Source organism: Paracoccus sp. (in: a-proteobacteria), assembly GCF_047605025.1.
Classification (GTDB): Bacteria; Pseudomonadota; Alphaproteobacteria; order Rhodobacterales; family Rhodobacteraceae; genus Paracoccus.
In genome coordinates this window covers 11,330-36,392 of record NZ_JASGGO010000026.1, presented here as the reverse complement: position 1 = coordinate 36,392, position 25,063 = coordinate 11,330, and the positions used below count along the sequence as shown (strand labels likewise).

Annotated in this window: 16 protein-coding genes and 6 pseudogenes; 11 read left to right on the top strand and 11 right to left on the bottom strand. The window is 65.5% G+C overall.

The genetic code is table 11. From position 1 onward, the window contains the following. Positions 1-212: 212 nt before the first annotated feature. A pseudogene (locus QM682_RS14445) lies at positions 213-713 on the top strand (NADPH-dependent F420 reductase); the annotation flags it as partial. Here QM682_RS14445 and QM682_RS14440 read toward each other — a convergent pair. Next, positions 677-1,714: an aspartate/glutamate racemase family protein gene (locus QM682_RS14440; RefSeq protein ID WP_415130981.1), complete on the bottom strand. Its 1,038-nt coding sequence runs from the start codon at positions 1,712-1,714 to the stop codon at positions 677-679. The pseudogene QM682_RS14445 and the gene QM682_RS14440 sit on opposite strands and share 37 nt — an antisense overlap. Here QM682_RS14440 and QM682_RS14435 point away from each other — a divergent pair. The 3 genes from QM682_RS14435 (at position 1,609) to QM682_RS14425 (ending at position 6,262) form a co-directional block, all read left to right on the top strand. Beyond that, positions 1,609-2,841, top strand: a complete 1,233-nt coding sequence (locus QM682_RS14435; RefSeq protein WP_415130979.1) for an MFS transporter — start codon at positions 1,609-1,611, stop codon at positions 2,839-2,841. The genes QM682_RS14440 and QM682_RS14435 overlap by 106 nt on opposite strands. A gap of 365 nt (positions 2,842-3,206) precedes the next feature. Then, positions 3,207-4,931, top strand: coding sequence for an ATP-binding protein (locus tag QM682_RS14430; protein ID WP_415130936.1), 1,725 nt, complete (start codon positions 3,207-3,209; stop codon positions 4,929-4,931). Continuing rightward, complete coding sequence (locus QM682_RS14425) at positions 4,928-6,262, top strand: sigma-54-dependent transcriptional regulator (RefSeq protein WP_415130934.1); 1,335 nt, start codon at positions 4,928-4,930, stop codon at positions 6,260-6,262. Before QM682_RS14430 ends, QM682_RS14425 begins: the two co-directional genes overlap by 4 nt. 202 nt (positions 6,263-6,464) lie before the next feature. On the opposite strand, the pseudogene QM682_RS14420 reads toward QM682_RS14425, so the two are convergent. Next, positions 6,465-7,075 (bottom strand): annotated as a pseudogene (locus QM682_RS14420) (IS5 family transposase); the annotation flags it as partial. On the opposite strand from QM682_RS14420, the gene QM682_RS14415 reads away from it, so the two are divergent. The 4 genes from QM682_RS14415 to ansP all read left to right on the top strand — a co-directional run bounded on the left by QM682_RS14415 (position 6,998) and on the right by ansP (position 11,395). Further along, on the top strand, positions 6,998-7,708 hold the full coding sequence (locus QM682_RS14415) for a GntR family transcriptional regulator (protein WP_415130977.1): 711 nt from the start codon (positions 6,998-7,000) through the stop codon (positions 7,706-7,708). The pseudogene QM682_RS14420 and the gene QM682_RS14415 overlap by 78 nt on opposite strands. A 413-nt stretch (positions 7,709-8,121) precedes the next feature. Continuing rightward, positions 8,122-8,514, top strand: a complete 393-nt coding sequence (locus tag QM682_RS14410; RefSeq protein ID WP_415130932.1) for a hypothetical protein — start codon at positions 8,122-8,124, stop codon at positions 8,512-8,514. A gap of 317 nt (positions 8,515-8,831) precedes the next feature. Next, a complete protein-coding gene (locus QM682_RS14405; protein WP_415130930.1) occupies positions 8,832-9,728 on the top strand; it encodes a transporter substrate-binding domain-containing protein in 897 nt (298 codons plus the stop codon). Positions 9,729-9,829: 101 nt separating this feature from the next. Then, complete coding sequence (gene ansP / locus QM682_RS14400; RefSeq protein WP_415130928.1) at positions 9,830-11,395, top strand: L-asparagine permease; 1,566 nt, start codon at positions 9,830-9,832, stop codon at positions 11,393-11,395. Between the two features lie 300 nt (positions 11,396-11,695). On the opposite strand, the pseudogene QM682_RS14395 reads toward ansP, so the two are convergent. Next, positions 11,696-11,968, bottom strand: a pseudogene (locus QM682_RS14395) (integrase core domain-containing protein); the annotation flags it as partial. A gap of 136 nt (positions 11,969-12,104) precedes the next feature. On the opposite strand from QM682_RS14395, the pseudogene QM682_RS14390 reads away from it, so the two are divergent. Then, positions 12,105-12,873 (top strand): annotated as a pseudogene (locus QM682_RS14390) (IS110 family transposase); the annotation flags it as partial. On the opposite strand, the pseudogene QM682_RS14385 reads toward QM682_RS14390, so the two are convergent. The 8 genes and pseudogenes from QM682_RS14385 to QM682_RS14350 all read right to left on the bottom strand — a co-directional run. After that, positions 12,868-13,026, bottom strand: a pseudogene (locus QM682_RS14385) (IS3 family transposase); the annotation flags it as partial. The pseudogenes QM682_RS14390 and QM682_RS14385 sit on opposite strands and share 6 nt — an antisense overlap. After that, positions 13,024-14,257 (bottom strand): annotated as a pseudogene (gene istA / locus QM682_RS14380) (IS21 family transposase); the annotation flags it as partial. The pseudogenes istA and QM682_RS14385, both read right to left, overlap by 3 nt. Positions 14,258-14,552: 295 nt before the next feature. Continuing rightward, complete coding sequence (locus QM682_RS14375) at positions 14,553-15,725, bottom strand: SPOR domain-containing protein (RefSeq protein WP_415130926.1); 1,173 nt, start codon at positions 15,723-15,725, stop codon at positions 14,553-14,555. Positions 15,726-15,794: 69 nt separating this feature from the next. Then, complete coding sequence (upp, locus tag QM682_RS14370) at positions 15,795-16,427, bottom strand: uracil phosphoribosyltransferase (RefSeq protein WP_415130924.1); 633 nt, start codon at positions 16,425-16,427, stop codon at positions 15,795-15,797. Next, positions 16,424-17,392 (bottom strand): adenosine deaminase, encoded by a 969-nt coding sequence (locus tag QM682_RS14365; protein WP_415130922.1) that lies wholly within the window; start codon positions 17,390-17,392, stop codon positions 16,424-16,426. The genes upp and QM682_RS14365 overlap by 4 nt, the downstream gene beginning before the upstream one ends. Continuing rightward, entirely contained in the window at positions 17,389-18,588 is a 1,200-nt protein-coding gene (locus tag QM682_RS14360) for a phosphopentomutase (RefSeq protein ID WP_415130920.1), read from the bottom strand. Before QM682_RS14360 ends, QM682_RS14365 begins: the two co-directional genes overlap by 4 nt. Continuing rightward, a complete protein-coding gene (locus QM682_RS14355) occupies positions 18,585-19,883 on the bottom strand; it encodes a thymidine phosphorylase (RefSeq protein ID WP_415130918.1) in 1,299 nt (432 codons plus the stop codon). The genes QM682_RS14360 and QM682_RS14355 overlap by 4 nt, the downstream gene beginning before the upstream one ends. Further along, the gene (locus QM682_RS14350; protein WP_415130916.1) at positions 19,880-20,275 is read right to left on the bottom strand and encodes a cytidine deaminase; all 396 of its coding nucleotides are present in this window, start codon (positions 20,273-20,275) and stop codon (positions 19,880-19,882) included. The genes QM682_RS14355 and QM682_RS14350 overlap by 4 nt, the downstream gene beginning before the upstream one ends. Positions 20,276-20,423: 148 nt before the next feature. On the opposite strand from QM682_RS14350, the gene QM682_RS14345 reads away from it, so the two are divergent. Together QM682_RS14345 and QM682_RS14340 are read left to right on the top strand one after the other, a co-directional pair. Next, the gene (locus QM682_RS14345; protein WP_415130914.1) at positions 20,424-22,703 is read left to right on the top strand and encodes an NADP-dependent malic enzyme; all 2,280 of its coding nucleotides are present in this window, start codon (positions 20,424-20,426) and stop codon (positions 22,701-22,703) included. 97 nt (positions 22,704-22,800) lie between these two features. After that, a complete protein-coding gene (locus tag QM682_RS14340; RefSeq protein WP_415130912.1) occupies positions 22,801-24,705 on the top strand; it encodes an AMP-binding protein in 1,905 nt (634 codons plus the stop codon). The last annotated feature ends 358 nt before the right edge of the window (positions 24,706-25,063 follow it).

Sequence of the window (25,063 nt, the reverse complement as noted above, 5' to 3'; positions counted from 1 at the left end):
GGATGCCGTCGCCAAGGGTGCCAAGGATAGAGGACTTCACGCTCTTCGGTCCTGTGGGCGTTGTGCGTCCGAGCTGCACAACACAGTCAGGCCTCATAGCGCTCTGCGATACCGGCCCCCAGCCCCAGAGACCTTCGTGCAAATGGACCAGAGGCCGACAATGCACTAACAATCAAACCGGACCACTCAGAGGGGGCAGACCAGACGCGCTCGAGAACGCCGATATCGTGGTCATCGCCACAAGATACACGCAGGCCCTTGCGGTGGCGGACGATCTTGCCCCGGCGCTTTCCGGCAGGATCGTCATCGACATCACCAATCCGCTCGCCGATGACTTCATGAGCCTGACAATCGGCCATACGACCTCGGCGGCCGAGGAAATCGCCCGGCGTCTTCCCGGGGCGCGCGTCGTCAAGGCGTTCAACACCGTATTCGCCCCGGTCATCGCCCTGCGCGCCGGGGGGCATCCGGTTTCCGTTCCCGTCTTCGTCGCGGGCGACGATGCGGATGCGGTCGAAGAGGTGGGCGCGCTGGTCCGGGCCTTCGGCTTCACGGCGATCCCCGCCGGGTCGCTGAAGAACACCCGGTATCTGGAGCCGATGGTCGAGCAACTCATCCAGCTTGGCTATGGGCTCGGCCATGGCGACAGGATCGGCTTCGGACTGGTGAAGGCGGATCAGGCGAGGGCGAAGTCCACGCAGGACGTGCATTGAAGAACCAGCGGATCGACGACGGTCATCCCCGTGATGGTCTGGTCGATGACGAGGGGAGGTTCTGTGCAGGCGGTCACGACGGCCTCGCAGCCCGCCCGTTCGTAGCGTTCGAGAAGGGCCGAGAAAGCCGCGCGAAACTCCGGCGCGGTCTCGCCCTTCGACAGACGCGACTGGATGGACTGGATCAGGTCGCGTTCGGCGGCGTCGGGGATGGTGACGGTGACGCCCGCCGCTTCAAGGGGGCGGGCGAATAAGCCGTCCTCCATCATGAACCGCGTGCCCAGAAGCAGGACCGACCGCAGGCCCCGGTCCACCAGATGATCGCGCGTCAGCGTCACCGCGTGAAAGAAGGGCACCGGCGCGACATCGGCGGCGATCGCGTCATAAGCCTTGTGCAAGGTGTTGTTCGCCAGCATCCAGAAATCCGGGCCGAAGGACAGCAGGCGCGCGATCTCCGGCTCAAGCAGCGCGGGGATTTCGCTCCAGCGGTCCCAGTAACGGCTTTTGATTTCATGGTAGTCGATGCTGTATGGCACGATCCGCGCCGAGTGGTGCCCGCCCAGCCTGCGCCGCACATCCGCGTTCATCCGCCGGTAGGGCAGCATCGTCGAGGGCCAGCCCGTGCCGCCCAGAAGTCCGATCAGCTTCACTTTCACCTCGCTATCGGCAGAGTGCCCGCCTGCGCCCGGATCGCCAGCATGGCGGCGGGAAGGGTTGCGAGCAACCGATTCCGCGACACGCCAGCGTGCCTGCACGGAAAGGCCATGCAGGACCATGGCGTAATAATCCCCGAGCATTTGCGCATCCGTTTCCGGGGGCAACTCGCGCTGCGCCACCGCGCGTTCCAGCCGCTCGACCAGCGAGGCGGTGCGGCGGCGGCGGTAGTCGGCCAGGAATTCCCGCACGCCGTCGTTCCCCCTCGTGCAATTGGTCGCGGCCGAGACCACCATGCAGCCCTTCGGTCGGTCCCTGCGGGTATAGGTCTCGACCGCCTCGCGCAGGCTGCGTTCGATGGCGCGGGCGGCTGTCGGCTCATCCGCCAGCGCCCGCGTGGCGAAACCGCCTTCGCCCTTGGGGTTCTCGGGGCAGACCCTGCAATGGGTGGTCAGCGCCTATATGGTGTTCTGCGGCGGTTTCCTGCTGTTCGGCGGGCGGGCTCAGCATCGGCGCGCTCGCGGGCGGGTTCCTGACCGCCGCATGGGACTGGCCCGCGGTCTTCTACGTCAATGTCCTGCTGGCCGGGATCGCCATCCTCGCGGCTTTCTTCGTCATCCCGCGCGACCCCCGGCGGCAGGAAAAGCGCAGCTTCGACCTGCCGGGCGCGCTGACCGTGACGATCGGCGCCACGGCGCTGGTCTTCGCGCTGGTCGAGGGGCCGGAAGCGGGCTGGCGCGCCCCAAGCGTGGCCACCGCGCTGGCGCTGGCGGCGGTCCTCCTCGTCGCCTTCGTGGTGATCGAGGCGCGGAGCCGCGACCCCCTCATGCCCCTGCGCCTGTTCCGCAACCGCAGCCTCGTTGCCGGCATGACGATCACCTTCCTTTATATGGGGACCTTCGAAGCGCTGCCCTATTTCCTGACGGTCCTGTTCGAGAACGCGCGGGGGTTGAACGCGTTGCAAACCGGATGGACCTTCCTGCTGCCCTCCATCGCCATCGCGGCCGGCACGCAGATCGGCGCACGGCTGGCGACGCGGCTTTCCACCCGCACGACGCTGATCGCGGGCATGGTGGTGGGCGCGACGGGGACGGTGCCGCTGGTGCCCGGCACGACGGCGGGGTATCTCGCCCTTGCGCCGGGGCCGATCGTGTCGGGGATCGGGCAAGGCATCGTCTGGACGGGCATGTGGATCGCGGCCGCCTCCGGCGTGCATCACGACGAGCAGGGCGTCGCCTCCGGCATGGCGTCCACGACACTGAGCGTCGGCAATGCCATCGGCCTCGCCGTCCTGATCGCGCTGGCCAACCGCCACACCGGCGGACTGGAAGGCGAGGCGCTTCGCGCCGTCCTCGCCCAAGGCACGCAACTGGCCTTCTGTCTCGCCGCCGCCGGGATCCTCGTCAGCCTCATTGCCGCATTTTCCCTCCCGCTGTCAGGGTCGGCACATGAAGAACCGGGCGGCGCGGCCTGATCCCCCGGTCCTTTGGGCACCGGCATCCCCCGAACATTGGGCCGCAAGCGCCCCGGTTGACCCGGCACCGGGTATTTCGCGCGCAGCGACTTGATCTGGCGAGGAAATTGCTTGTGACGCCGGGCCGGTGTCTCTACCCTTCCCCGGATGCGGACCGGATGCGCAATCGCGCCCGAAGACCGGCCCGCGCCTTGGGACAACGCTCCGGGAGCCAGATGGTCACGATCACCGAAGGCACGATCCGCGTGGAAAAGAGCAGCCGCGGCATCCGTATCGCCCTTGTCGCGGCGCTTGGCCTTGCCACCATCGCTCTCGCGGGGATCGAGGGGGACCGGCTGGGCCGCGCCCGGGCCACGGCGGCGCTGATGGCCGATACCGGGCATCGGCTGGACATCTTCACCAGCACGGCCGTCCTGATGATCAACAGGTTGAGCGGCATTCCCGGCACCATCGAACTCAACCCGGATGTCGTCGCACTGGTCGGAAACCGCGGCGGGCCCGCGACCGTCGAGGCCGTGAACCAGTTCCTTCACAGGCTCAGCGCCCGGCTCGGCAGCGACGCGATCTTCGTTGTCAACGAGCGCGGCGAAGTCGTCGGGTCGAGCAATACGACGCAGCAAGACGACAGCAAACTGGGCGAGGACATCTCCTATCGGCCCTATTTCCAGGACGCGCTGTCCGGTTTCGTCGGGCGTCATTTCTCGCTTGGCGAGGCGCCCGACATTCCGGGATATTTCGTGGCCCATCCGATCCATGACGGTGATCGCATCGTCGGTATCGCGACCGTGAAGATCAGCCTTCAACCGGTGGTCGAGGCGTTCTCGCTGCTCGGGAAGCCCGCGCTCATCGCGGACCGCGACAATGTGGTGGTCCTGTCGTCGGAACGGGGCTGGCTCTATGCCTCGCTCAAGCCGCTCACCGTCGCGCAACGTGTCGATCTGGAACTGACGGGCATGTATGGGCACCACCGGATCGGCGCATTTCCCGCCATCGTCGATCTGGATGTCGACAAGGCGTCGCTCGGTCTCGATGAAATCGTCAAGACGGGCCTTTCCGACCTGCTGGTTCAGGGGCGGGTTCTGGACGGGATGGACTGGAAACTGCTGGTTTTTTCTGATCTTGCCGATGTCCGGCGGCAGGGCGTGGTGGCGGGGGCGCTGGCCTCGGCCCTGGCGGCCTTCGTTTTCACGCTGGCGCTTTATCTCGCGCAGCGCCGCCGCGCCGCGCGGCAAAGGCAGGAGGCAAAGGATGCGCTCGAACGGATCAATGCCCGGCTTGAAATGACGATCGCCCGGCGCACCCGGGCGCTGACCGAAACGAATGCGGAACTGCGGCAGGAGATGGACGAACGCATCCGGACGGAACAGGCATTGCGCGCCACGCAGGACGATCTCGTTCAGGCGGCGAAACTGACCGCATTCGGCGAATTGGCGACCGGTATCACGCATGAACTCGCGCAGCCGCTTGGCGCGATACAGACGCTGGCCGGAAATACGCGCGAATTCATCCGCCGGGGCGATCTGGAGAATGCGCAGGGCAATCTTGCGGTCATTGGCGAGGTGGTCGACACGATGGCGGGCATCATCCATCCACTAAGGTCGTTCGCAAAAAAGTCCCCCGCCGAGCCGGAAATGGCCGAGGTCGCGCGCGCGGTTCAAAGCGCGCTTCTTTTACTGGACGGGCGGCTCCGATCCGCAAGGATCGAGGTGGTGAATGATTGCGATCATCCCTCGCCGGTGGTCTGGTGCAATCGAAACCGGCTTGAGCAGGTTCTGGTGAATCTGATCGCCAATGCCTGCGACGCGATGGAGGACGGTAATCGCCGCATTCTGCATATCCGCACAGATGAGGGCAACGGTCACGTCGTGATTTCTGTCGCGGATACCGGCAAGGGATTCGATCCCGGCGAGGTCGAAAATCTGTTCATTCCCTTTCGCACGACCAAATCCACCGGGCTTGGCCTTGGCCTTGCCATTTCGCGCAGCATTGCCCGCGAATATGGCGGAGATCTGACAGCGAAAAGCGGAACGGAGGGCGGCGCCGTCTTTCGGCTGAAACTGCCCGCCGTGCCATCAGGGAGCCTCGCATGACCGCCCGACTTACGGTTATCGTCATCGAGGACGATCACAATCTGCGGCTCGGCTGCCTTCAGGCCATTCAGCTTGCCGATATGGAGGCGATCGGCTTTGAAAGCGCCGAGGAGGCTTTCCCCGCGATAAAGCCCGGCTTTACCGGACTGGTCGTCACCGACCTGAAGCTTCCGGGCGCCGACGGGCTGAGCGTCGTCAGACATTGCGCCGGCCTCGATTCCGATCTGCCGGTGATTGTCGTTTCCGGTCATGGGGATATCGCCGTCGCGGTAGAGGCGATGCGCAGCGGCGCCTATGACTTCATCACCAAGCCCTTCCGGCCCGAAAGGCTGGTGAGCACCGTCCAGCGCGCGGCGGAAAAGCGCAGGCTGACGCTCGAGGTCTCGGATCTGCGGCAAAGGCTGACGCTGCTGGAAGGCGTCGAGGAAAAGCTGATCGGCAATTCCACGCAGATCCGGAATGCGCGCAGTCTCATTTCGGAAATCGCCGATTCCAATGTCGATGTTCTTCTTCTGGGGGAAACCGGCGTCGGCAAGGAACTGGTGGCGAGACTGTTGCACCGGCATTCCCGGAGGAAAAACGCGGCATTCGTTGCGGTGAATTGCAGCGGGATTTCCGACGACATGCTGGACAGCGAATTGTTCGGCCATGAAGCGGGCGCATTTCCCGGCGCGCGCAAGCGCAGGATCGGCAAGGTCGAACATGCCGGACGCGGCACCCTGTTTCTGGATGAACTGGACGCCATTCAGCCCAAGGTGCAGATAAAGCTTTTCCAACTTCTTCAGGACCGGGTGATCGAGCGGCTCGGCTCCAACCAGAAGATCCCCATCGACTGCCGCATCGTCGCCGCCGCCAGCCCCGATCTTTTCGAGCGCGTTCAGTCGGGCATGCTCCGGAACGATCTTTATTATCGCCTCAACGCCGTCATCATGGAATTGCCGCCGCTGCGCGAAAGGCGTGAGGATATTCCCATATTGCTCGAGCATTTCATTCTGGCCGCGGCGGACCGGTTCCGACGGCCGCATCCGTCGCTGACGACCGAACAGATGAACCGGCTCATGGCGCATACCTGGCCCGGAAATGTCCGCGAATTGCAGACGGCCGCGGATTGTCTGGTGCTGGGTATCGCGAAAAGCGGGCTGACGGAAACGGTCGCCGCCGCGCAGGGCGCGCCGCAATCGCTTGCGCAATGGGTCGGGGATTTCGAGCGCAACCTGATCGCCGCGGAACTCCGGCGCCATGACGGAAGCCTGACCCGGACCGCGGATGCGCTGAACGTGCCCAAGACCACGCTACATGACAAGATCCGGAAATACCGGCTTCTGGAATAGATCCGGACCCGCCGTTGTGATCTTCATGCTACGGACCGGCCTCTTGCCGGGACATCCGCCGCCTGAAGACTTGCCCCCCGCCGGATGCGGGTCAGAAGCGCATCATAGCCAAAGCATGACGCCCAGCCAGTGGATTTAGCATTCAGGGGGGCGTTGTTGCAGAAGTCAGGCGGTTTCCGGACGCCCCCCTTGCCCTTTGGGCTCATGCCACGCGTTCGATCTCGGCGGTGCCGAATGCATTGAAGCGGTTCATGATTGCGACGCGGATCTGGACTTCGGCTGTCTGGCGGTCCGGATCGCGTGAGGCGATGTGTTCCCCGAACGCTTTCAGGCACCTCATCCTTGCCTCGATCCGGCTTCGGGCGTGATATCCGGATCAGCGTTTCCAGGCTGCCCTTCCCAGGCGTTGTGTGACCTTGAGGATCTCGTTGCGCGCCCTGGCGGCAGGACAGTCCTCGCGCCATCGTCGCCCGTTCTTGTGGATGGGTATGATCGCTGTGCCGCCGCGCTGGAGGATCGCGCCATGGCATCGCCTTGTGCCAAAAGCACCATCATCGGTCACGGTGCCGATCTGTTCGTCAGCAGGGATCTGGTCCAGCAGGTGGGGCAGAACAGGGCTGTTGCCCTTGTCGCGTCGCCGGTGAACTCTACTGCATGGATGTCGCCGGTGGCCGTATCCGTCGTCAAATGAATCTTGCGATATTGGCGCCGACGCTGCGTGCCGCGCTTGCGCGTATGAGCCGGGCCAGAAAACGATCCGAGGGATCGCTTTCCCGGCGATTGGCCATACCCAGCCCCGAGAAACTTGATTCCCCCTCACCACTGGCGACACGGTCTTTGGTGGATCAGGCGCATCGCGCTATCAGTTACATGATCCTCAACCACAGGCTGCGCAGCGGCGAAGTCATCGTTGAGGCGCCACTGGCGGCCGAGCTTGGTATTTCGCGCACGCCGCTGCGCGAGGCCCTGCAGCGGCTCGAAGACGAGGGATTGCTGACCAAGCGCGACAGCCGCAATTTCATGGTCCGATGTGTCGAGATACGCGAATATCTTCAGTCGCTACGGCTGCGCATGCTAATCGAACCGGATGCCACCCGGAATGCAGCCCCTGTCATTCCGTCTGAGCGGCTGGAGGAAATCCATAGCGAGCTTGTCTCATTGCAGGCCGGAACCGCGCATCATACCGAGGCGCACTGGCTGTCAGACGACAGGTTGCATGGCACGATACTGGAATATTGCGGGAATGAGGTGACGGCCAGGATCATTCAGCAACTTCGCTCGACTACGCGCCTTTTCGAGGTCGAGATGCTGCGCAGTCGTCTCAGCCATGAACATCTGGCGATTGTCGAAGCACTTCGCGCCGGAGACGCAGAACGCGCCAGCGAAGAGATGAAGCGCCATCTTGGAGGTTTGATCAACTTCGTCTTCACCTTGTTCCCCTCCTGAAACCCGCCTGCCGGAGCGACATGAGGGGATTCATGCCCGCCCGCGATCGCCGACGCACTCCGGTCGCGGCATCCCCCTTGTCGGCCGCCAGCATCAGCCGTCGGGTCGAACCGGGGGAATGACGGTGGATCATATCGAGATCGGCCCGGGTCAGAGCGCTCCGGGTGATCAGGGGCCGACGCGGCCGAGTTCTTCCCGATCCGGAAGGGCAACCCCTACCGCACGTCGACCTCGACAAGCGATCTCGAGATCTATGACCATATCGAGGGGGGGGGGGCGCGACGGGCCTTGTTCAGGCGAACGGCGAGCCGGGCGGCACCATCAACGCCGTCCGCAAGCACCCCACCGAGGCATTCTAGGCCAGCACCGGCCTGACTTTCGGCAGCGATGACCGTTATCGCGCGACCGGAGATGTGTCGGGCAAGCTGAACGAGGCAGGGGCGATCCGCGGCCGACATGTAAGCATTCATGATCAGGCGAATTCGTTCCGGGACAACATCGAGAGCCGCAACGACACTCTCTACGGCTTGCTCGACTACGACCTCGGCGAAACTACGACGCTGACCTTCGGCGGCGTGCAGGTGCAAAGCGACGCGACCAGCCTTTATGGCGTGAAATACCCGGGCTTCGCCGTCTGGGACGCCAACGTGCAATATCGCCTCACCGACAGCACGAGCCTGCGCCTCACCGTGAACAATCTGTTCGACCGCCGCTATTACGAGAGCAGCCGGAACAGCGTGAACGGGATGAACAGCTTCTACGGTGAACCCCGGACTGTCGCACTGACGCTGAAGACCAGCTTCTGATCCGCGCAGCCCCCGGCTTTCCGGTCCGGGGGCATCTGGCCGATGGGCCTTCGCCGCAACGTGCTTCCCGGAACTCGTTCGGATTTCCGAACGGGTTCCGGAGAATAGTTCGGATTTCCGAACGTCAGCCCGGTGAATATCATTAATAATCGTTATATTTCAGACTATTATCCCATTTCCCCGACTGTCCATTTTTATCGTGCAATCGCCGCCGATACCGTGGCAGGCTGTGGCGAAACAGAGATGGAAAAAGATCTCGAAGAGACGATATCCGTGGCCCCCGGCCCGCAGTATTGTCCACAACAGCGAGGGATACGATGGGCAAATCATGCCTGGCAGTCCTCACGGGTGCGGCCATCGCCGGAATTGCGGCGGCGGCCGGTGCCGAGGGCTCCGCGACGCTGGAAAGGATCGCCGCGACGTCGACCATAAGGGTCGGCCAGCGCGTATCCTCGGTGCCGTTTTCCTATTACTCGGACAACGGCCGCATCGTCGGCTATTCGCAGGACATCGTGCTGCGGATCGTCGAGGCGATCCGGAAAGAACTGAATCTGCCCTCGCTGACCGTTGCCCGAGCACCTATCACATCACAAAACTGGATACCGCTGCTGATCAACGACAGCGTGGATATCGAATGCAGCTCGACCAGCCACACGCGCGACCGCGAACAGAAGGTGGCTTTCTCTAATACGATCTTCATCATCGGCACACGGATCTTGACGCACAGGGACGCGGGAATTGCCGATTTCGGGGATCTGGGCGGGAAACGGGTTGTCGTGACCTCGGGGACGACGGCCGAACGATCCCTGCACCGCTACAACGAGGAACATGCGGCGGGCATGGTGATCATCGCGGCCAAGGAACATGACCGCGCCTTTCAGGAGGTCGAGGCCGGGCGGGCGGCGGCCTTCGTGATGGACGATGCGCTGCTTTATGGCGAGAGGATGAAGGCCGCGCGGCCCGGCGACTGGATCGTGACCGGAACACCCCTCGCGCTCGAGGCCTACGGCTGTACCCTGCGCAAGGACGACGTGCCCTTCAAGGCCGTGGTCGACAGGGCGATCGCCGATCTGATGACCTCGGGCGAGGCGCGCGCGCTCTATGACAAATGGTTCACGCAGCCCATCCCGCCCCATGGCATGAACCTCGACTGGCCGATTTCGGAGGCTCTGACCGCGCTGTTCGCGGCCCCCAACGACCGGCCGATCGAATGAGCGCGGGGGCGAGGATACCCGCCCGGCGGCGCGTCCGGTCGATCCGCATCCGCGCGCCGGATGGGGTTCCGTAGGCCAGACACGGCAAGACAAACAACAGAATGCACCGAATGACCGCCTCGCCCCCGGGCGCGGGCGCAATCCCGTGCAGCAATTTTCTGACAGGGAAAAAGGAGAGACCATTGTCCACTTCAAACACCAATCAGCCGGTCGAGGGGACCGCGAAACTGGACAAGCAAAGCTGGCTTGAATCGCATGAGGAAGGATACCACAAGACGCTCGGCAACCGTCAGGTCCAGATGATCGCCATCGGCGGCGCCATCGGCACGGGCCTGTTTCTCGGCGCGGGCGCCCGGTTGCAGGTGGCGGGGCCGTCGCTCGCCATCGTCTATCTCGTTTGCGGCGCCTTCGCCTTCCTGATCCTGCGCGCCCTGGGGGAACTGGTGCTCCACCGCCCGAGCAGCGGCAGCTTCGTCTCCTATGCCCGCGAGTTTCTGGGCGAGAAAGCTTCGTTCGTCGCCGGCTGGATGTATTTCCTGAACTGGGCGATGACCGGGATTGTCGATATCACCGCAGTCGCGCTGTATATGCACTACTGGGATGCCTTCGCCGATCTGCCGCAATGGATTTCGGCGCTCGGCGCGCTGGTGATCGTCGGCTCGATGAACCTCATCGGGGTGAAGTGGTTCGCGGAGATGGAGTTCTGGTTCGCGCTCATCAAGGTCGCGGCGATCTCTCTGTTCCTGATCGTCGGCACCGCCCTGCTGGGCGGCGGCTTCAGCGTTGGCGGCCATGCGACGGGGATGCACCTGATCACGGAAAACGGCGGCTTCTTCCCGAACGGCCTCTTGCCTGCGCTGGTTCTGGTGCAGGGCGTCGTCTTCGCCTTTGCCGGGGTCGAGCTTGTCGGCACCGCAGCGGGCGAATGCAAGGACGCGCGCAAGATCCTGCCGCGCGCGATCAACAGCGTGATCTGGCGCATCGCCCTGTTCTATGTCGGCGCCATCGCCCTGCTCGTGCTGCTTCTGCCCTGGACGGCCTACAAGTCGGGCGAGAGCCCCTTTGTCACTTTCTTCGCTGCGCTCGGCGTGCCGGGTATCGGCAGCGTGATGAACATCGTCGTGCTGACGGCGGCGCTGTCGAGCCTCAACTCCGGCCTTTATTCCACCGGCCGCGTGCTGCGCGCGCTGGCGCAGGGCGGATCGGCGCCGCAGTTCCTTTCGAAGATGAGCGCGCAGGCCGTGCCCTATATGGGCATTCTGGTGACGCTCGCGATCTATGTCTTCGGGGTGCTGCTCAACTATCTGGTGCCGTCGAGCGTTTTCGAGATCGTCCTGAATATCGCCTCGCTGGGTATCCTGAGCACCTGGGGCTTCATCGTCGTGTGCCAGATCATGTTCCGCCGTGCCGTCAAGCGCGGCGAGGTCGAGGACGTGCCTTTCCGGATGCCGGGCGCGCCGGTGACCTCGTGGCTCACGCTTGCTTTCCTGCTCAGCGTGCTGGTCCTGATGGCCTTCGACTACCCGAACGGCACCTTCACCGTCGCCGCCATTCCGTTCGTCGGATTGCTGCTCTGGGGCGGCTGGAAATGGACGGCAAGGCATCGTCAGGTGATGATGCCGACGACCATCCCCTCGGTGACGCTGACGCAGAACATCCTGGAGTGACGGTCGCCCGACCCGCACTCCGGTAGGGCGGATGGCTGGCCTCCGCCAACCCCGCCCCGCCCGCCGGTCATCATCCCGACCGGCGGGCGGCCCTTTCCCTCAATGCCCCGCGCCGGGCCTGATCTGCCCGGCAGCCGGTTTCCACCCGCCAGACCAGCGCCGCGAATCCCGGGATCACCGCCTGACCGTCCACCAGAGCGGAGAAATGCCCAAGCCGGACATCGGGCGGCACATCCGGCGGCGCCCGGATGATGGCGTCGTGGTAATCCTCCCCGTTTTAACGGGGCGCAGAAGTAGACTTCAGGCAGCCATCTTCAGTTTCTGGGCGGGTGTAATGCCGCCGATGCCCATGTTGGGGCGCTCATTGTTGTAAGTCCATGGCCAGTCGGTTGCGATCTCCTGCGCCTCCTCGATGGTTTCAAAGATATAGAGGTCCAGCCATTCATGCCGGACCGCCCGGTTGTAGCGCTCGATATAAGCATTCTGCTGCGGTTTTCCGGGCTGGATGTGGTTGAGGGCAATGCCCTGCTTTTCGGCCCAGGCCGTCGGCGTGGAACTGATGTATTCCGTCCCATAGCATGTCGGGAATGAAGGGCTGCTGGAGGTTATGGCCGCCTGCGCAGCCATCAAAACAGCGCAGCAGGCGGCCATAACCTGGGCTCAGGTCCCTATGGTGGTTTTGCGAACCACACCACAGAGGAGACCGGCCATGGCCAAGGTTGATCATGCTTCGGATGCCCGTGTTCAGCTAGGCATCGACATTTCCAGGCACCGGCACGAGGTGCTGATCGCCGTGCCCGGCAAGTCACGTCGCCGCCGGATGACGGTGCTGCACACTGCTGCAGATTATCGGCGTCTGATCGATGCCCTTCGGGAATTTGGCCGGCCGGTCACGGTCGGGTTCGAGGCGACCGGGAACCATCATCGGGCGCTGATGTTCGCCCTCGGGCAAGCGGGTTTCGAATTAAAGCTGGTCTCATCGATCGCGCTCGCTCGCGGGAGGCGTTGCACAACAGCTGGGACAAGAACGATCCGAAGGATGCGCAGGTGATCCTGCGGATGCTGGAGATCGGGGCGGTGCAGGTCTTTCATGACCCGCTGGTGGCTGGCACGCGCGACATCCAGGAGTTGTCGAAGACCTGCGGGATGGTCGCGCGGTCGAAGACCGAGCTGTGGCATCGTATCCCGACCCATTGCCCGCCACTCTGCTTTCCGGAGGCGGCCCGGTTCCACCGCAGCTTTCGCGGCGACTGGTTCCTGACGTTTCTTGAGGCCTTTCCGTCTTTCAACATGATCACCGCCATGGACAAGGACGCCTTCGCTGAAGCGGCCTTGCCGGTGATCGGTCGTCGCGTCGGGAAGGCGGCACTTCTGGCGGATATATACGAGACATCAAAAGCTTCCGTGGGCCTGCCGGTTGCCCGGACTCCGATGCGATACGGATGTTCCGCCTTGTCCTGGCGCAGGGCCGCAGCCTTGCGTTTACGCACTGTTAACCCTTCCTCGCGGTAGAGCCGGTAGATGCGATTGATCCCCGATGCCTCGCCTTCCCGCCTGAGCAGGACGAACAGTCGCCGGTAGCCGAACCTGCGCCGCTCATTGGCCAGATCCCGCAACCGACCGTGCAGCTCCACCCGGCACAACAAGAGATGCTTCACCGTATCGAAGCCGATCGCCCCCATCTGCAGCGCTTGCGTCACGGCAGCCCGCAGATCGGCCAGATCGAAGGTTTCCAGAAGCCGCAGGACCTGGACATATTCGCGTCGGCCGTGCCGGTTCATCCGCGCCTCCATCATCCGGCGCAGGGTGGTGAACTCCTTGGGCAAGTCCCAGCCCTGCAATGGCGCGGCCTGATCTAGAGCGCTGATCTTCTGCTCGATCAGCGGAAGGTAGTGGATCGGGTCGAAGACGAGCTCATCGCGATCCCAGCACCGGGGATGACGGGCGATCACCTCGCCCCGGCAGCCGATCACCACCTCATGGACATAGGCCCGGATCCAGACATCCTGATGGGCGTAAGCGACCGGCGCCGAGTAGTCGTTGGTCTTGCAGCGCACGAGCGATTGCGACGAGACGTGGCCGATCGCCTGATCGCAGGCATCGAAGGGCGCCACCGGGAGCGGGCGCATCGCGGCGAGATCGCGCTGCAATCTCTCGCCGATCGTTTCACTTTCGCCGCGAGTAGCCCACCAGGCCTTCGACATTGCCTTTGTCGTTGCCCTTGCCCGGCCGGCCATAGCGATCCCGGATCAGGTAATGCGACAGCAAGCCGCTGAACAGCTCCGCCCGCTTGCGCGTTCCATCCGGCAGGATCTTCGCCTCCAGGCACCGATCATTGTCATAGACGATCGACTGAGGGACTGCCCCGAAGAAGGCAAAGGCATGGATATGGCCGTCCACCCAGGCCTCGGCCACTGCCGCAGGGTAGGCCCGCACATAGCGCGCGTCGCTGTGCGGCAGGTCCAGCACGAGGAAATGCGCCTTCTGTTCGACACCTCCGATCCGGACCATTGCCTCGCCGAAGTCAGCCTGCGCGTGCCCCGGGGGATGCGCCAGCGGCACGAACACCTCCTGGCCCCGCCGCTCACGTTCCCGGATATAATCCTTGATGATCGTGTAGCCGCCGGTGAAGCCGCATTCCTCGCGCAGACGGTCGAAAACACGCTTGGCCGTATGCCGCTGCTTGCGCGGCATGGTCCGGTCCGCCTCCAGCCAACCCTCGATGATCGGGATGAACGGATCAAGCTTCGGGCGCTTGACCTCGGCCGTCCGCCGGTAGCCCGGAGGAACCGAGAACATCATCATCTTCGCAACCGTGTCGCGCGATATGTTGAATGCCATTGCCGCCTGACGCTGGCTCATGCCCGCCGCACAGGCCTGACGAACTCTCAGATACAGGTCCACGCTATAGATCCTCCCATCCTCCCTGCAACCGCAGAAAGGGAAAAGGTGGACGACTTGTATGCCGCCCGCAGCAGCACCATGCCGCCGCTAACGTGGACTAATTTCGCACCGCCCTTCTCACCCCCGGACCTGCACGACCCGTCGACCTTCGCAAATGCCTTCGAAAAATTTCTCTTGTGTGTTCAGTTTCTTGCGAGACTTATCGCTATTGGGCCGCCCAGTGCCAAGGTTAGCCCCCCTACACCCAGATGCCTTAGCGTGGCACCGCGTTCTTGAAACCCGCACGACGGATTCCGTCCAGGCCGCGCACGATGGCCTCGCGCGTGGGGAAAGGACCCGCCATGACGGACTGCGGCGCCTGCGCGCCACCCTTGTTCCGCGCCAGAACCACCGGAAAGCCAAGCCCCGCAATCTGGCGGCCAATAGCCTGGGCCCGGCGCGGATCGGCGTAATGGCCGACCAGGACGAAACGCGCGCCCGCCGGGATGGTGGCCGGGGCAGGCCCCTGCCCCGCCGCCCGGTGCTGCGGCGTTTCCGTTTTCCGGCCCTGCACCAAAGACCGCGAGGCCCGTGCATCCGCTTTCAGACCCTTCGCGGCTGCGGTCCCATGCGAAGATGAAGGTATCGAAGCCGAGACCACGCGCGCTGGCCGTGCAGGGACAGGCGGTGCGGGTGACGGCGGCGTGGGCGAGGGCTGTGCGGTCCCGACCCCAGCCGCCGACGGCCCCGGCTGTCGCGCGGCATCCGCAGCAGGTATCGCAGCGGGTATCGCAGCCGCCCCGACAGGCTCATCCCGACGGATCTCGCCCAGCGGGCGCGCGAATGCCAGGCGCGAAAGATCCGCATCGGCCAGCGCCCCGCAATAACCCTGGCTCGGGTCCGCGCCCAGTCGCGCCGCATCATCGGGCGCACGGCCGTCATGGCCCAGCAATTCGCACAGACGCCTGTTCGGCTTCAGATCCCCGCCCATGCCCTGGCGCACCGCCGGCGCGGCATTCAGCGCCGCGCGCAGATCCTGCATCGGCCCCTCGGCATGCGGCTCGGGGCCAAGATCGGGCAGGACTTCCATCGGGCGCGGGTCCGAGACCAGTTCGCCGGGACGCAGTTCCGTCACCACGCTGCGGGTCAGCGCCTGCTCCAGCAATTCGGCCCGGCTTTTCCCCATATCGGGGTCCAGGACGCGCAGCCTTGGCCCGCCATTCAGCCCGCGCTGCGACAGGGTTGGCGGATAGCCGCAGATCAGGCCGCCATCACCCGCAAGTCGGGGCGCCCAGCCATCGCCCTGGCGCAGAAAGACACAGCCCTGGCTGTCGATATATTGCCCGGCCTGGAACCCCTCGGGCGGAGGCTCGGCCGGGCGCACCTCAAGCGCCAGCGCCGCCGCGGGGGCCAGCGCCCAGAATATCGCCCATTGCCAAAGCCGCATCGCCGCCCCCAGGAATCACGTTTTCCAAAGGAATAAGCGCAGACAGGCTAAGGGCGGGTTAACGCCGCCCTATTTCGTGCCGAACATACGATCTCCGGCATCACCCAGGCCCGGCACGATATAGCCGTGATCGTTCAGCTTTTCGTCCAGCGAGGCGGTCACGATCGGCACGTCGGGATGGGCCTCGCGCATCCGGGCCACGCCCTCGGGCGAAGCCAGCAGGCAAAGGAACCGCAGGTTCTTCGCCCCCTCGCGCTTCAGCAAGTCGATGGCCGCGACCGAACTGTTTCCGGTGGCCAGCATCGGGTCCACCACAATGGTCATGCGCGCATCCAACTGCTTGGGAACCTTGCAATAATATTGCACGGGTTGCAGCGTCTCGGGGTCGCGGTAAAGGCCCACGAAACCCACCCGCGCCGCCGGGATCAGTTCAAGAATGCCGTCCATCAGCCCGTTTCCGGCCCGCAGGATCGAGATCAGGGCCAGCTTCTTGCCCTCCAGCATCGGTGCCTGCATCGTGGTCAGCGGCGTCTCGACGGTAACCTCGGTCATCTCAAGCTCGCGCGTGACCTCATAGGCCAGAAGCAGGCTGATCTCGCGCAGGAGGCGCCGGAAGCTGGCGGTCGAGGTGGTCTTGTCGCGCATCAGGGTCAGCTTGTGCTGCACCAGCGGGTGGTTCACGATAGTCAGATGCGGGGTCATGTCAGCTCCTGTTTCAGGCGGGTGCGGGTCTCTTCGTCGCAGAATGCGGCCTCGACGGCCCAGAGGTTCATCTGCCGGAATTCGCTTTCCGACCAGCCGAACTCCTTGGCCAGCCGGTCGTATTCCTGGCTGAGGCTGGTGTGGAAGAACGGCGGATCGTCGGTCGAGACGGTGACGCGCACCCCCGCATCGGCAAGCCTTGCGATGGGATGGCTGGCCAGGTCCGGCACCACCTTCAGCGCCACGTTCGAGCCGGGACAGACCTCAAGCGTCACGTTCTTGTCGGCCAGATAGCGGACCAAGGCCGGATCCTCGATGGCACGGATGCCGTGGCCGATGCGGCTGACGCCCAGTTCCAGCGCGGCGCGCACCGAATCGGGGCCGCACCATTCGCCGGCATGGGCGGTCAGGCCAAGCTGCGCCTCGCGCGCGCAGTCGAAGGACCAGGCATAATCGCGGGCATGGCCCACATCCTCGGCCCCCGCCAGCCCCAGGCCGGCGACCCAGCCGCCCCCGGTCTCGGCGGCGCAAAGCGCGGTATTCTTCGCCCGGTCGGGGCCGAAATGCCGGATACAGGTCAGGACCGCGCGGCTTTCGACGCCGGAAAGCGCATAGGCGCGGGCGACCTCTTCCATCGCGCCCAGATAGTCGCGCCAGGCGGAAAGATCGCCCCCGCCGCAGAATTCGGGCGAGACGAAAAGCTCGACATAGATCGCGCCCTGCTCGCCGCATTCGGCCAGCACGGCGGAAAGCAGCCGGGCATAATCGGCAGGGCCTTCCAGGATCGAACTGGCGGCCTCGTAGATCCGCAGGAAATCCTTGAAGTCGCGATAGGCGTAGCGGCCGCGATGGTCGAAGACACCACGCAGTTCATGGCCCTTTTCCTGGGCCAGGCCACGGATGAAAGCGGGGGGGGCAGCACCTTCCAGATGAAGATGAAGCTCGACCTTGCTGAGGGTTTTCAAAGGAAGGAAACTCCTGGTCCGACGGGGTTGAGGCCAAGATGTGCCGCGACCGAGGCCGCGATGTCCGAAAAACCGACCAGACCCACGGGGCTGGGGCCATGACCCCAGCCCAGGACCGGCACCCGCTCGCGGGTGTGGTCGGTGCCGCGCCAACTGGGATCGTTGCCGTGATCGGCGGTGAAGATCGCCAGATCACCGGGCCGCAGCCGCGCAAGGAACCGCCCGGCGATGCCATCGAACCATTCCAGCGCCCCGGCATAACCCGCAATGTCGCGGCGATGGCCGTAAACGCTGTCGAATTCGACGAAATTGGCGAAGGTCAGACTGCCCGGCGGGGCTTCGTCCCCAAGCCGCAGCAGATGCGCGGCCAGATCGGCATCGCCGCCGCCCTTGTGCAGATGGTCGATGCCCCGATGCGAGAAGATGTCCCCGATCTTGCCCACGGCATGGGTCGGGCGACCGGCGGCATGGGCCGCGTCCAGGATGGTCCGGCCGGGCGGGGCGATGGCATAGTCGCGGCGGTTCGCGGTGCGGGTGAAACGGCCCTCGGGTCCGGTGAAGGGGCGCGCGATGACGCGGCCCACGCGCATCGGATGGACCAGCGCGGCCACGTCGCGGCACAGCTTCAGCAGCCGCTCAAGCCCGAAGGCTTCTTCATGCGCGGCGATTTGCAGCACGCTGTCGGCGGAGCTGTAGCAGATCGGCCAGCCCCGGCGCAGATGCTCGGCCCCCAGGCGGTCGATGATCTCGGTCCCCGAGGCGTGCTCGTCGCCAAGGATCCCCTGAGTCCCCGCCGCCCGCGCGATGGCCCCGCTTAGCTCGGGCGGCAAGCAGGGGCGCGTATTCGGGAAGTAATGCCAGTCCCAGGGCACCGGGACACCCGCGATCTCCCAATGGCCCGAGGGGGTGTCCTTGCCGCGCGAGACCTCGCTTGCCGCGCCCCAAAGCCCCTGCGGCGCGACGCCAAGACCCGGCGCGCTGGCCCCGCTTGCCAGCCGGATCGCGGCGCCAAGGCCCAGCCGGTCCAGGTTCGGCATCCGCAGGGGGCGCGCGGCGGCGATATGGGCCAGCGTGTTCGCGCCGGTATCGGGCAGGCCCGCGTTGAAATAGGCATCCGCATCCGGGGCGCCGCCGATGCCCACGGAATCCATGACGATCAGGAAGGCGCGGCGCTGCTCGGGGGGAGGATCGGTCATTCGGGCAGCACCTCATGACGGATCAGCGGGCTGGGCGGTGGCCCCTCGCCCAGATGGTAGGCGGCCTGGACCTTGGCGACGGCGGCCTCGGCGGCGGAAAGACTGGCGGCATGGACGAAGCCCAACGGGTGGTCCGCCCCGGCCTCATCGCCGATGCGCAACAGGTCCGACAGGCCCACGCGCGGATCGATCCGGTCCGAGGCGATCAGCCGCCCGCCCCCCAGCGCCACCACGGCATGCCCCAGCGCCTGGGTGTCGATGGCGGCGACACGGCCCCGGCCCGGCACCGGCAGCACGACCGGCGCCGGGGGCAGATGACGGTCAGGGTTTTCCAGCAGGTCGCACGGCCCGCCCTGCGCCGCGACCATCCGCGCGAAACGCTCGGCCGCCGCGCCCGAGGCAAGCGCCTGCGCCGCGCCCTCCAGGCCCCCCAGGTCCAGGCAGGCATCCGAAAGCGTCAGCGACAGATCGCGCAGGGCGCCCGCCGCCTTGGCCCCCGCGCCGCCGGTCAGCACCGCGATCGCCTGGCGCAGTTCCAGCGCGTTCCCGGCGGCGCGGGCCAGGGGCTGGTCCATGTCGGTGACATAGGCGCGGGTCCGGCAGCCGGCGCCGCTTGCCGTCTCGACCAGCGCGGTCGCCAGCCGATGCGCCGCCTCGAAGCTTTGCAGGAACGCGCCCGAGCCCTGCTTGACATCCAGCACCAGCCCGTCCAGCCCCGCCGCCAACTTCTTGGACAGGATCGAGGCGGTGATCAGGTCGAGCGAACCGACCGTCGCGCTTTCGTCGCGAATGGCGTAAAGCCGCGCATCGGCGGGCGCCAGATCGCGCCCCGCCGCGACGATGGCACAGCCGGCCTCGTCGACCACGGCGCGCAACTCCGCCTCGTTCAGGTCGCAGCGCAGGCCGGGCACCGCCTCCAGCTTGTCCAGAGTCCCGCCGGTATGGCCTAGCCCCCGCCCCGAGATCATCGGCACATAGGCGCCGCATGCCGCCAGGACCGGGGCCAGGATCAGGCTGACCGTATCGCCGATGCCGCCCGTCGAATGCTTGTCCAGCACCGGCCCCGGCACGTCCCAGCGCAGCACCCCGCCGGAATCGCGCATCGCGCAGGTCAGGGCGACGCGTCCCTCGGGATCAAGACCGCGCGTCAGCACGGCCATGGCGAAGGCTGCGGCCTGGGCATCGCTGAGCCAGCCCTGAGCCAGCCCCTGGGCGATCATGGCCGCATCCCGCAGGCCAAGACCCCGGCCGTCCCGCACGGCGGCGATGGCCGGTCGCGGATCGGGATGGCTCATTCGATGCCCGACATATGCGAGATATCGAAGCGCCCCGGCAACAATTCGCCGATGGTGGTCGCCAGCGTCTTGCCGCTGGTCGTGGCCAGCAGCACGGGCGTATCGGCGCGCCCGAACTCGGCCAGCTTCTGGCGGCAGCCGCCGCAGGGGGGCACGGGGCTGGGACTGTCGGCGATCACCGCGACCTCGGTGATCTCGGTCTCGCCACAGGCGACCATATAGGCGATGGCGCCCGCTTCAGCGCAGGTGCCCTCGGGATAGGCCACATTCTCGACATTGCAGCCCTGATAGATCCGCCCCGAGGCGCCGCGCACGGCGGCCCCCACCTTGAACCTGGAGTAGGGCACATAAGCCCGTTCCCGCACCTCGCGCGCCGCATCCAAGAGGCTCATGCCCATGCCTTTCGCATTCCTGTGATCCCTTGCCCGCAACATTGCGTCCGGCCCCTTCGGGACGCAAGTCCGGCCCTTGCGGCGGACACCCCTGTTCCCCAGACAAAAAACGGTTTAACGCTGAACCATCTTGAAGGGAGGCAGGGCCATGGAAGACCGCAGGCAGGACAGCGCAAGGCAGGCGGCGCTGGATTATCACGAGTTTCCGCGCCCCGGCAAACTTGAGGTGCGGGCGACGAAGCCCCTTGCCAATGGCCGCGACCTTAGCCGGGCCTATTCCCCCGGCGTCGCCGAAGCCTGCCTTGAAATCAAGGCCGACCCGGCCACGGCGGCGCGCTATACCTCGCGCGGGAATCTGGTCGCCGTCGTCTCGAACGGGACCGCCGTTCTGGGGCTGGGCAATATCGGCGCGCTTGCCAGCAAGCCGGTGATGGAAGGCAAGGCGGTTCTGTTCAAGAAATTCGCCAATATCGACTGTTTCGACATCGAATTGAACGAGGCCGATCCCCACAAGCTTGCCGACATCGTCTGCGCGCTTGAGCCGACATTCGGCGCGATCAACCTGGAAGACATCAAGGCCCCCGACTGCTTCATCGTTGAAAAGCTGTGCCGCGAGCGGATGAACATCCCGGTGTTCCACGACGACCAGCACGGCACCGCCATCGTCGTGGGCGCCGCCGCGACCAACGCGCTGCATGTCGTCGGCAAGCGGTTCGAGGACATCAAGATCGTCTCGACCGGCGGCGGCGCGGCGGGCATCGCCTGCCTGAACATGCTGCTGAAGCTGGGCGTCAAGCGTGAGAACGTGTGGCTCTGCGACATCCACGGCCTGATCTGGAAAGGCCGGGCCGAGGACATGACCCCGCAGAAAGCCGCCTATGCCCAGGATACGGACCTGCGCACGCTGTCCGAGGTGATCGAGGGCGCGGACATGTTCCTGGGCCTTTCCGGTCCCGGCGTGCTGACCCCGGACATGGTATCGCGCATGACCAGGCGCCCGATCATCTTCGCGCTGGCCAACCCCACCCCCGAGATCCTGCCCGAGGACGCGCGCGCCGTCGCCCCCGACGCGATCATCGCCACCGGCCGCAGCGACTATCCGAACCAGGTCAACAACGTGCTGTGCTTCCCCTTCATCTTCCGGGGCGCGCTGGACGTGGGCGCGACCACGATCAACGACGACATGCAGATTGCCTGCATCGAGGGGATCGCGGCGCTGGCCCGCGCCACCACCACCGCCGAGGCCGCCGCCGCCTATCGCGGCGAGACGCTGAGCTTCGGCCCCGAATACCTGATCCCGAAGCCCTTCGACCCGCGGCTGGTGGGCATCGTCTCCTCGGCCGTGGCCAAGGCCGCGATGCAGACCGGCGTGGCCACCCGTCCCGTCGAGGACCTGGAGGGCTACAAGCGCAAGCTCGACGGCTCGGTCTTCCGCTCGGCCCTGATCATGCGCCCGATCTTCGAGGCGTCCCAGCTTGCCGAACGCCGGATCGTCTTCGCCGAGGGCGAGGACGAGCGGGTCCTGCAAGCCGCGAACGCCATGCTTGAGGAAACCAATGACGCGCCGATCCTGATCGGCCGCCCGGATGTGATCGAGATGCGCGCCGAACGCGCCGGCCTGCCGATCCGCCCCGGCCGCGATTTCCAGATCGTGAACCCCGAAAACGACCCGCGTTACCGCCAATACTGGGAAACCTATCACGAATTGATGGCCCGCCAGGGCGTCAGCCCCGATATCGCACGCGCCATCATGCGCACCAACACCACCGCCATCGCCGCCGTCATGGTCCATCGCGGCGAGGCGGAGAGCATGATCTGCGGCACCTTCGGGCAATATAGCTGGCATCTGCGCTATGTCCGCGAGATCCTGGCGCGCGACGGCCTGCACCCCGTGGGCGCGCTGTCGATGATCATCCTTGAGGAAGGCCCCCTCTTCATCGCCGACACGCAATGCAATCACGACCCCTCGCCCGAACAGGTGATGGAGGCCGCGATCGGCGCCGCCCGCCATGTCCGCCGCTTCGGCGTGACGCCCAAGATCGCGCTGTGCTCGCATTCGCAATTCGGCAATCTCGACACCTATAGCGGGCGCAAGATGCGCGATGCGCTGGCGCTGCTGGATGCGATGGAGCCGGACTTCATGTATGACGGCGAAATGCATGTGGACGCGGCGCTGGACCCCGAACTGCGCGAACGGATCTTCCCCGGCTCGCGGTTGGAGGGGGTGGCGAACGTGCTGATCTTCGCCGGAACCGATGCCGCCTCGGGCGTCAGGAACGCGCTGAAGATGCGCGCGCGCGGCCTTGAGGTCGGGCCGATCCTGATGGGCCTGGGCAACAAGGCGCATATCGTGACCCCTTCGATCACCGCGCGCGGCCTGCTGAACATGAGCGCCCTGGCGGGCAGCCCGGTCGGCCATTACGGCTGACCCCCCGCCCTGCGGCGGGAACTGCGACATCAAGGCCCTTGCCTGGCTTGCCTGGCAGGGCCAACATCCGCCCTGTCGCTTTTGGGGAGGGGATGGAATGGGGTATCGCGAGGTCTATTCTGCCTGGCAAGGGGATCCCGAAGGATTCTGGATGCGGGCCGCCGAGGCCATCGACTGGGTGCGCAAACCCTCAAAGGCGCTGTTCGATGAGCGGGCACCGATCTACGAATGGTTCTCGGACGGGCTGGTCAACACCTGCTGGAACGCCGTGGACCGCCATGTCGAGGCCGGGCGGGGCGACCAGATCGCGCTGATGCATGAAAGCCCGATCACGCTTTCGACCAAGGGCATCACCTATCGCCAATTGCAGAAACGGGTGGCCAGCCTTGCCGGTGCCCTGCGCATGCGCGGCGTCGAAAAGGGCGACCGCGTCATCATCTACATGCCGATGATCCCCGAAGCGGTCGAGGCGATGCTGGCCTGCGCGCGCCTGGGCGCGGTGCATTCCGTGGTCTTCGGCGGCTTCGCGGCCAATGAGCTGGCGGTCAGGATCGACGATTGCCAACCCAAGGCGATCATCGCCGCCTCTTGCGGACTGGAGCCGAACCGGGTCGTCCATTACAAGCCGTTGCTGGACGCCGCCATCGACCAAGCCAGCCACAAGCCCGAATTCTGCGTGATCTTTCAGCGCGAGGAAGAGGTCGCGAAGCTGGTCGAGGGCCGCGATTTTTCCTGGCACGGCTTCCAATACGGCGTGAAGCCCGCCGAATGCGTCCCGGTTCCGGGCAACCATCCCGCCTATATCCTTTACACCTCGGGCACGACCGGCCAGCCCAAGGGCGTGGTGCGGCACACGGCGGGCCATCTGGTGGCGCTGCAATGGTCGATGACCAATATCTACAATATCGGCGCCGGGGATCGGTTCTGGGCGGCCTCGGATGTGGGCTGGGTCGTTGGGCACAGCTATATCTGCTATGGCCCGCTGATCGCCGGGGCCACAACCGTCGTCTTCGAGGGCAAACCCGTCGGCACCCCGCATCCCGGCGTCTTCTGGCGCACCATCCAGAACCACCGCATCAAAAGCTTTTTCACCGCCCCCACCGCGCTGCGCGCCATCCGGCGCGAGGATCCCGACGGCGAATGGATCCGCCGCTACAAGCTGCACGACCTTCAGGGCCTGTTCCTGGCCGGAGAGCGCGCCGATCCCGAAACGGTGAAATGGGCGCAGGACCATCTGGGCGTGCCGGTGGTGGATCACTGGTGGCAGACCGAGACCGGCTGGGCCATCGTCGCGAACCCGCTGGGCATCGAGATCCTGCCGACCAAGCTTGGCAGTCCCTCGATGCCGATGCCGGGCTATGACGTGCAGGTCCTGGACGAGGGCGGCCATCCCGTCGCGCCCGGCACCCTGGGCGCCGTCGCGATCAAGCTGCCCCTGCCCCCCGGCACGCTGCCGACGCTCTGGAATGCCGATGACCGTTTCCGCAAAAGCTATCTCGACCGCTTCCCCGGCTATTACGAGACGGGCGATGCGGGCTATATCGACGAAGACGGCTATGTCTTCATCATGGCGCGCACCGATGACGTGATCAATGTGGCGGGGCATCGCCTCTCGACCGGGGCGATCGAAGAGGCGCTTGCAAGCCATCCCGCCGTCGCCGAATGCGCCGTGATCGGCGCCGCCGATGCCCTGAAGGGCCAGTCTCCGGTGGGGTTCCTCTGCCTCAAGGCCGGCACGGACACGCCCCATGAGCAGGTGCTGCGCGAGGTGGTGGCGCTGGTGCGTGACCGCATCGGCCCGGTGGCGGCCTTCAAATCGGCCTGCATCGTCGAGCGCCTGCCCAAGACGCGCTCGGGCAAGATCCTGCGCGCCACGATGACCAGGATCGCCGACGGCGAAAGCTTCAAGCCCCCCGCGACCATCGAGGACCCGGCAACCCTGGACGAGATCCGCGCGGCACTTGGGAGAATCGGCTATCCGGCCACCGCCGAGGCCAGCTAAGCGCGGCTCAGGCGGCGGTCTTGGGCTGGCCCGTTCGGGCAGTGGACCGTGCGCTTGATCCTGTAGAAATCGACCCCGACGCGGGCATCCGCCGGGCATATCCGCATACCGTCCCCATGGCGGATCCCGCTCGGCCTCTCATCCAAGCGGGATTTGGCGGTGCCACGCCCCAAACCGCCGATCACCGCCGAAGCCCCCCGCATATCAAGGGAGGCAATCGGAAAGCCCGATCCCGACACGATGCCCCGTCATCCTGCCCGCGCCCGGACACACCTGCCGGCCACCTTCCACGACCCGAGTCAGGAACCAGTGCTGCCGTTCGTTGGTCTCCACCGTTTCAGGCTCATTTATTGGGTCG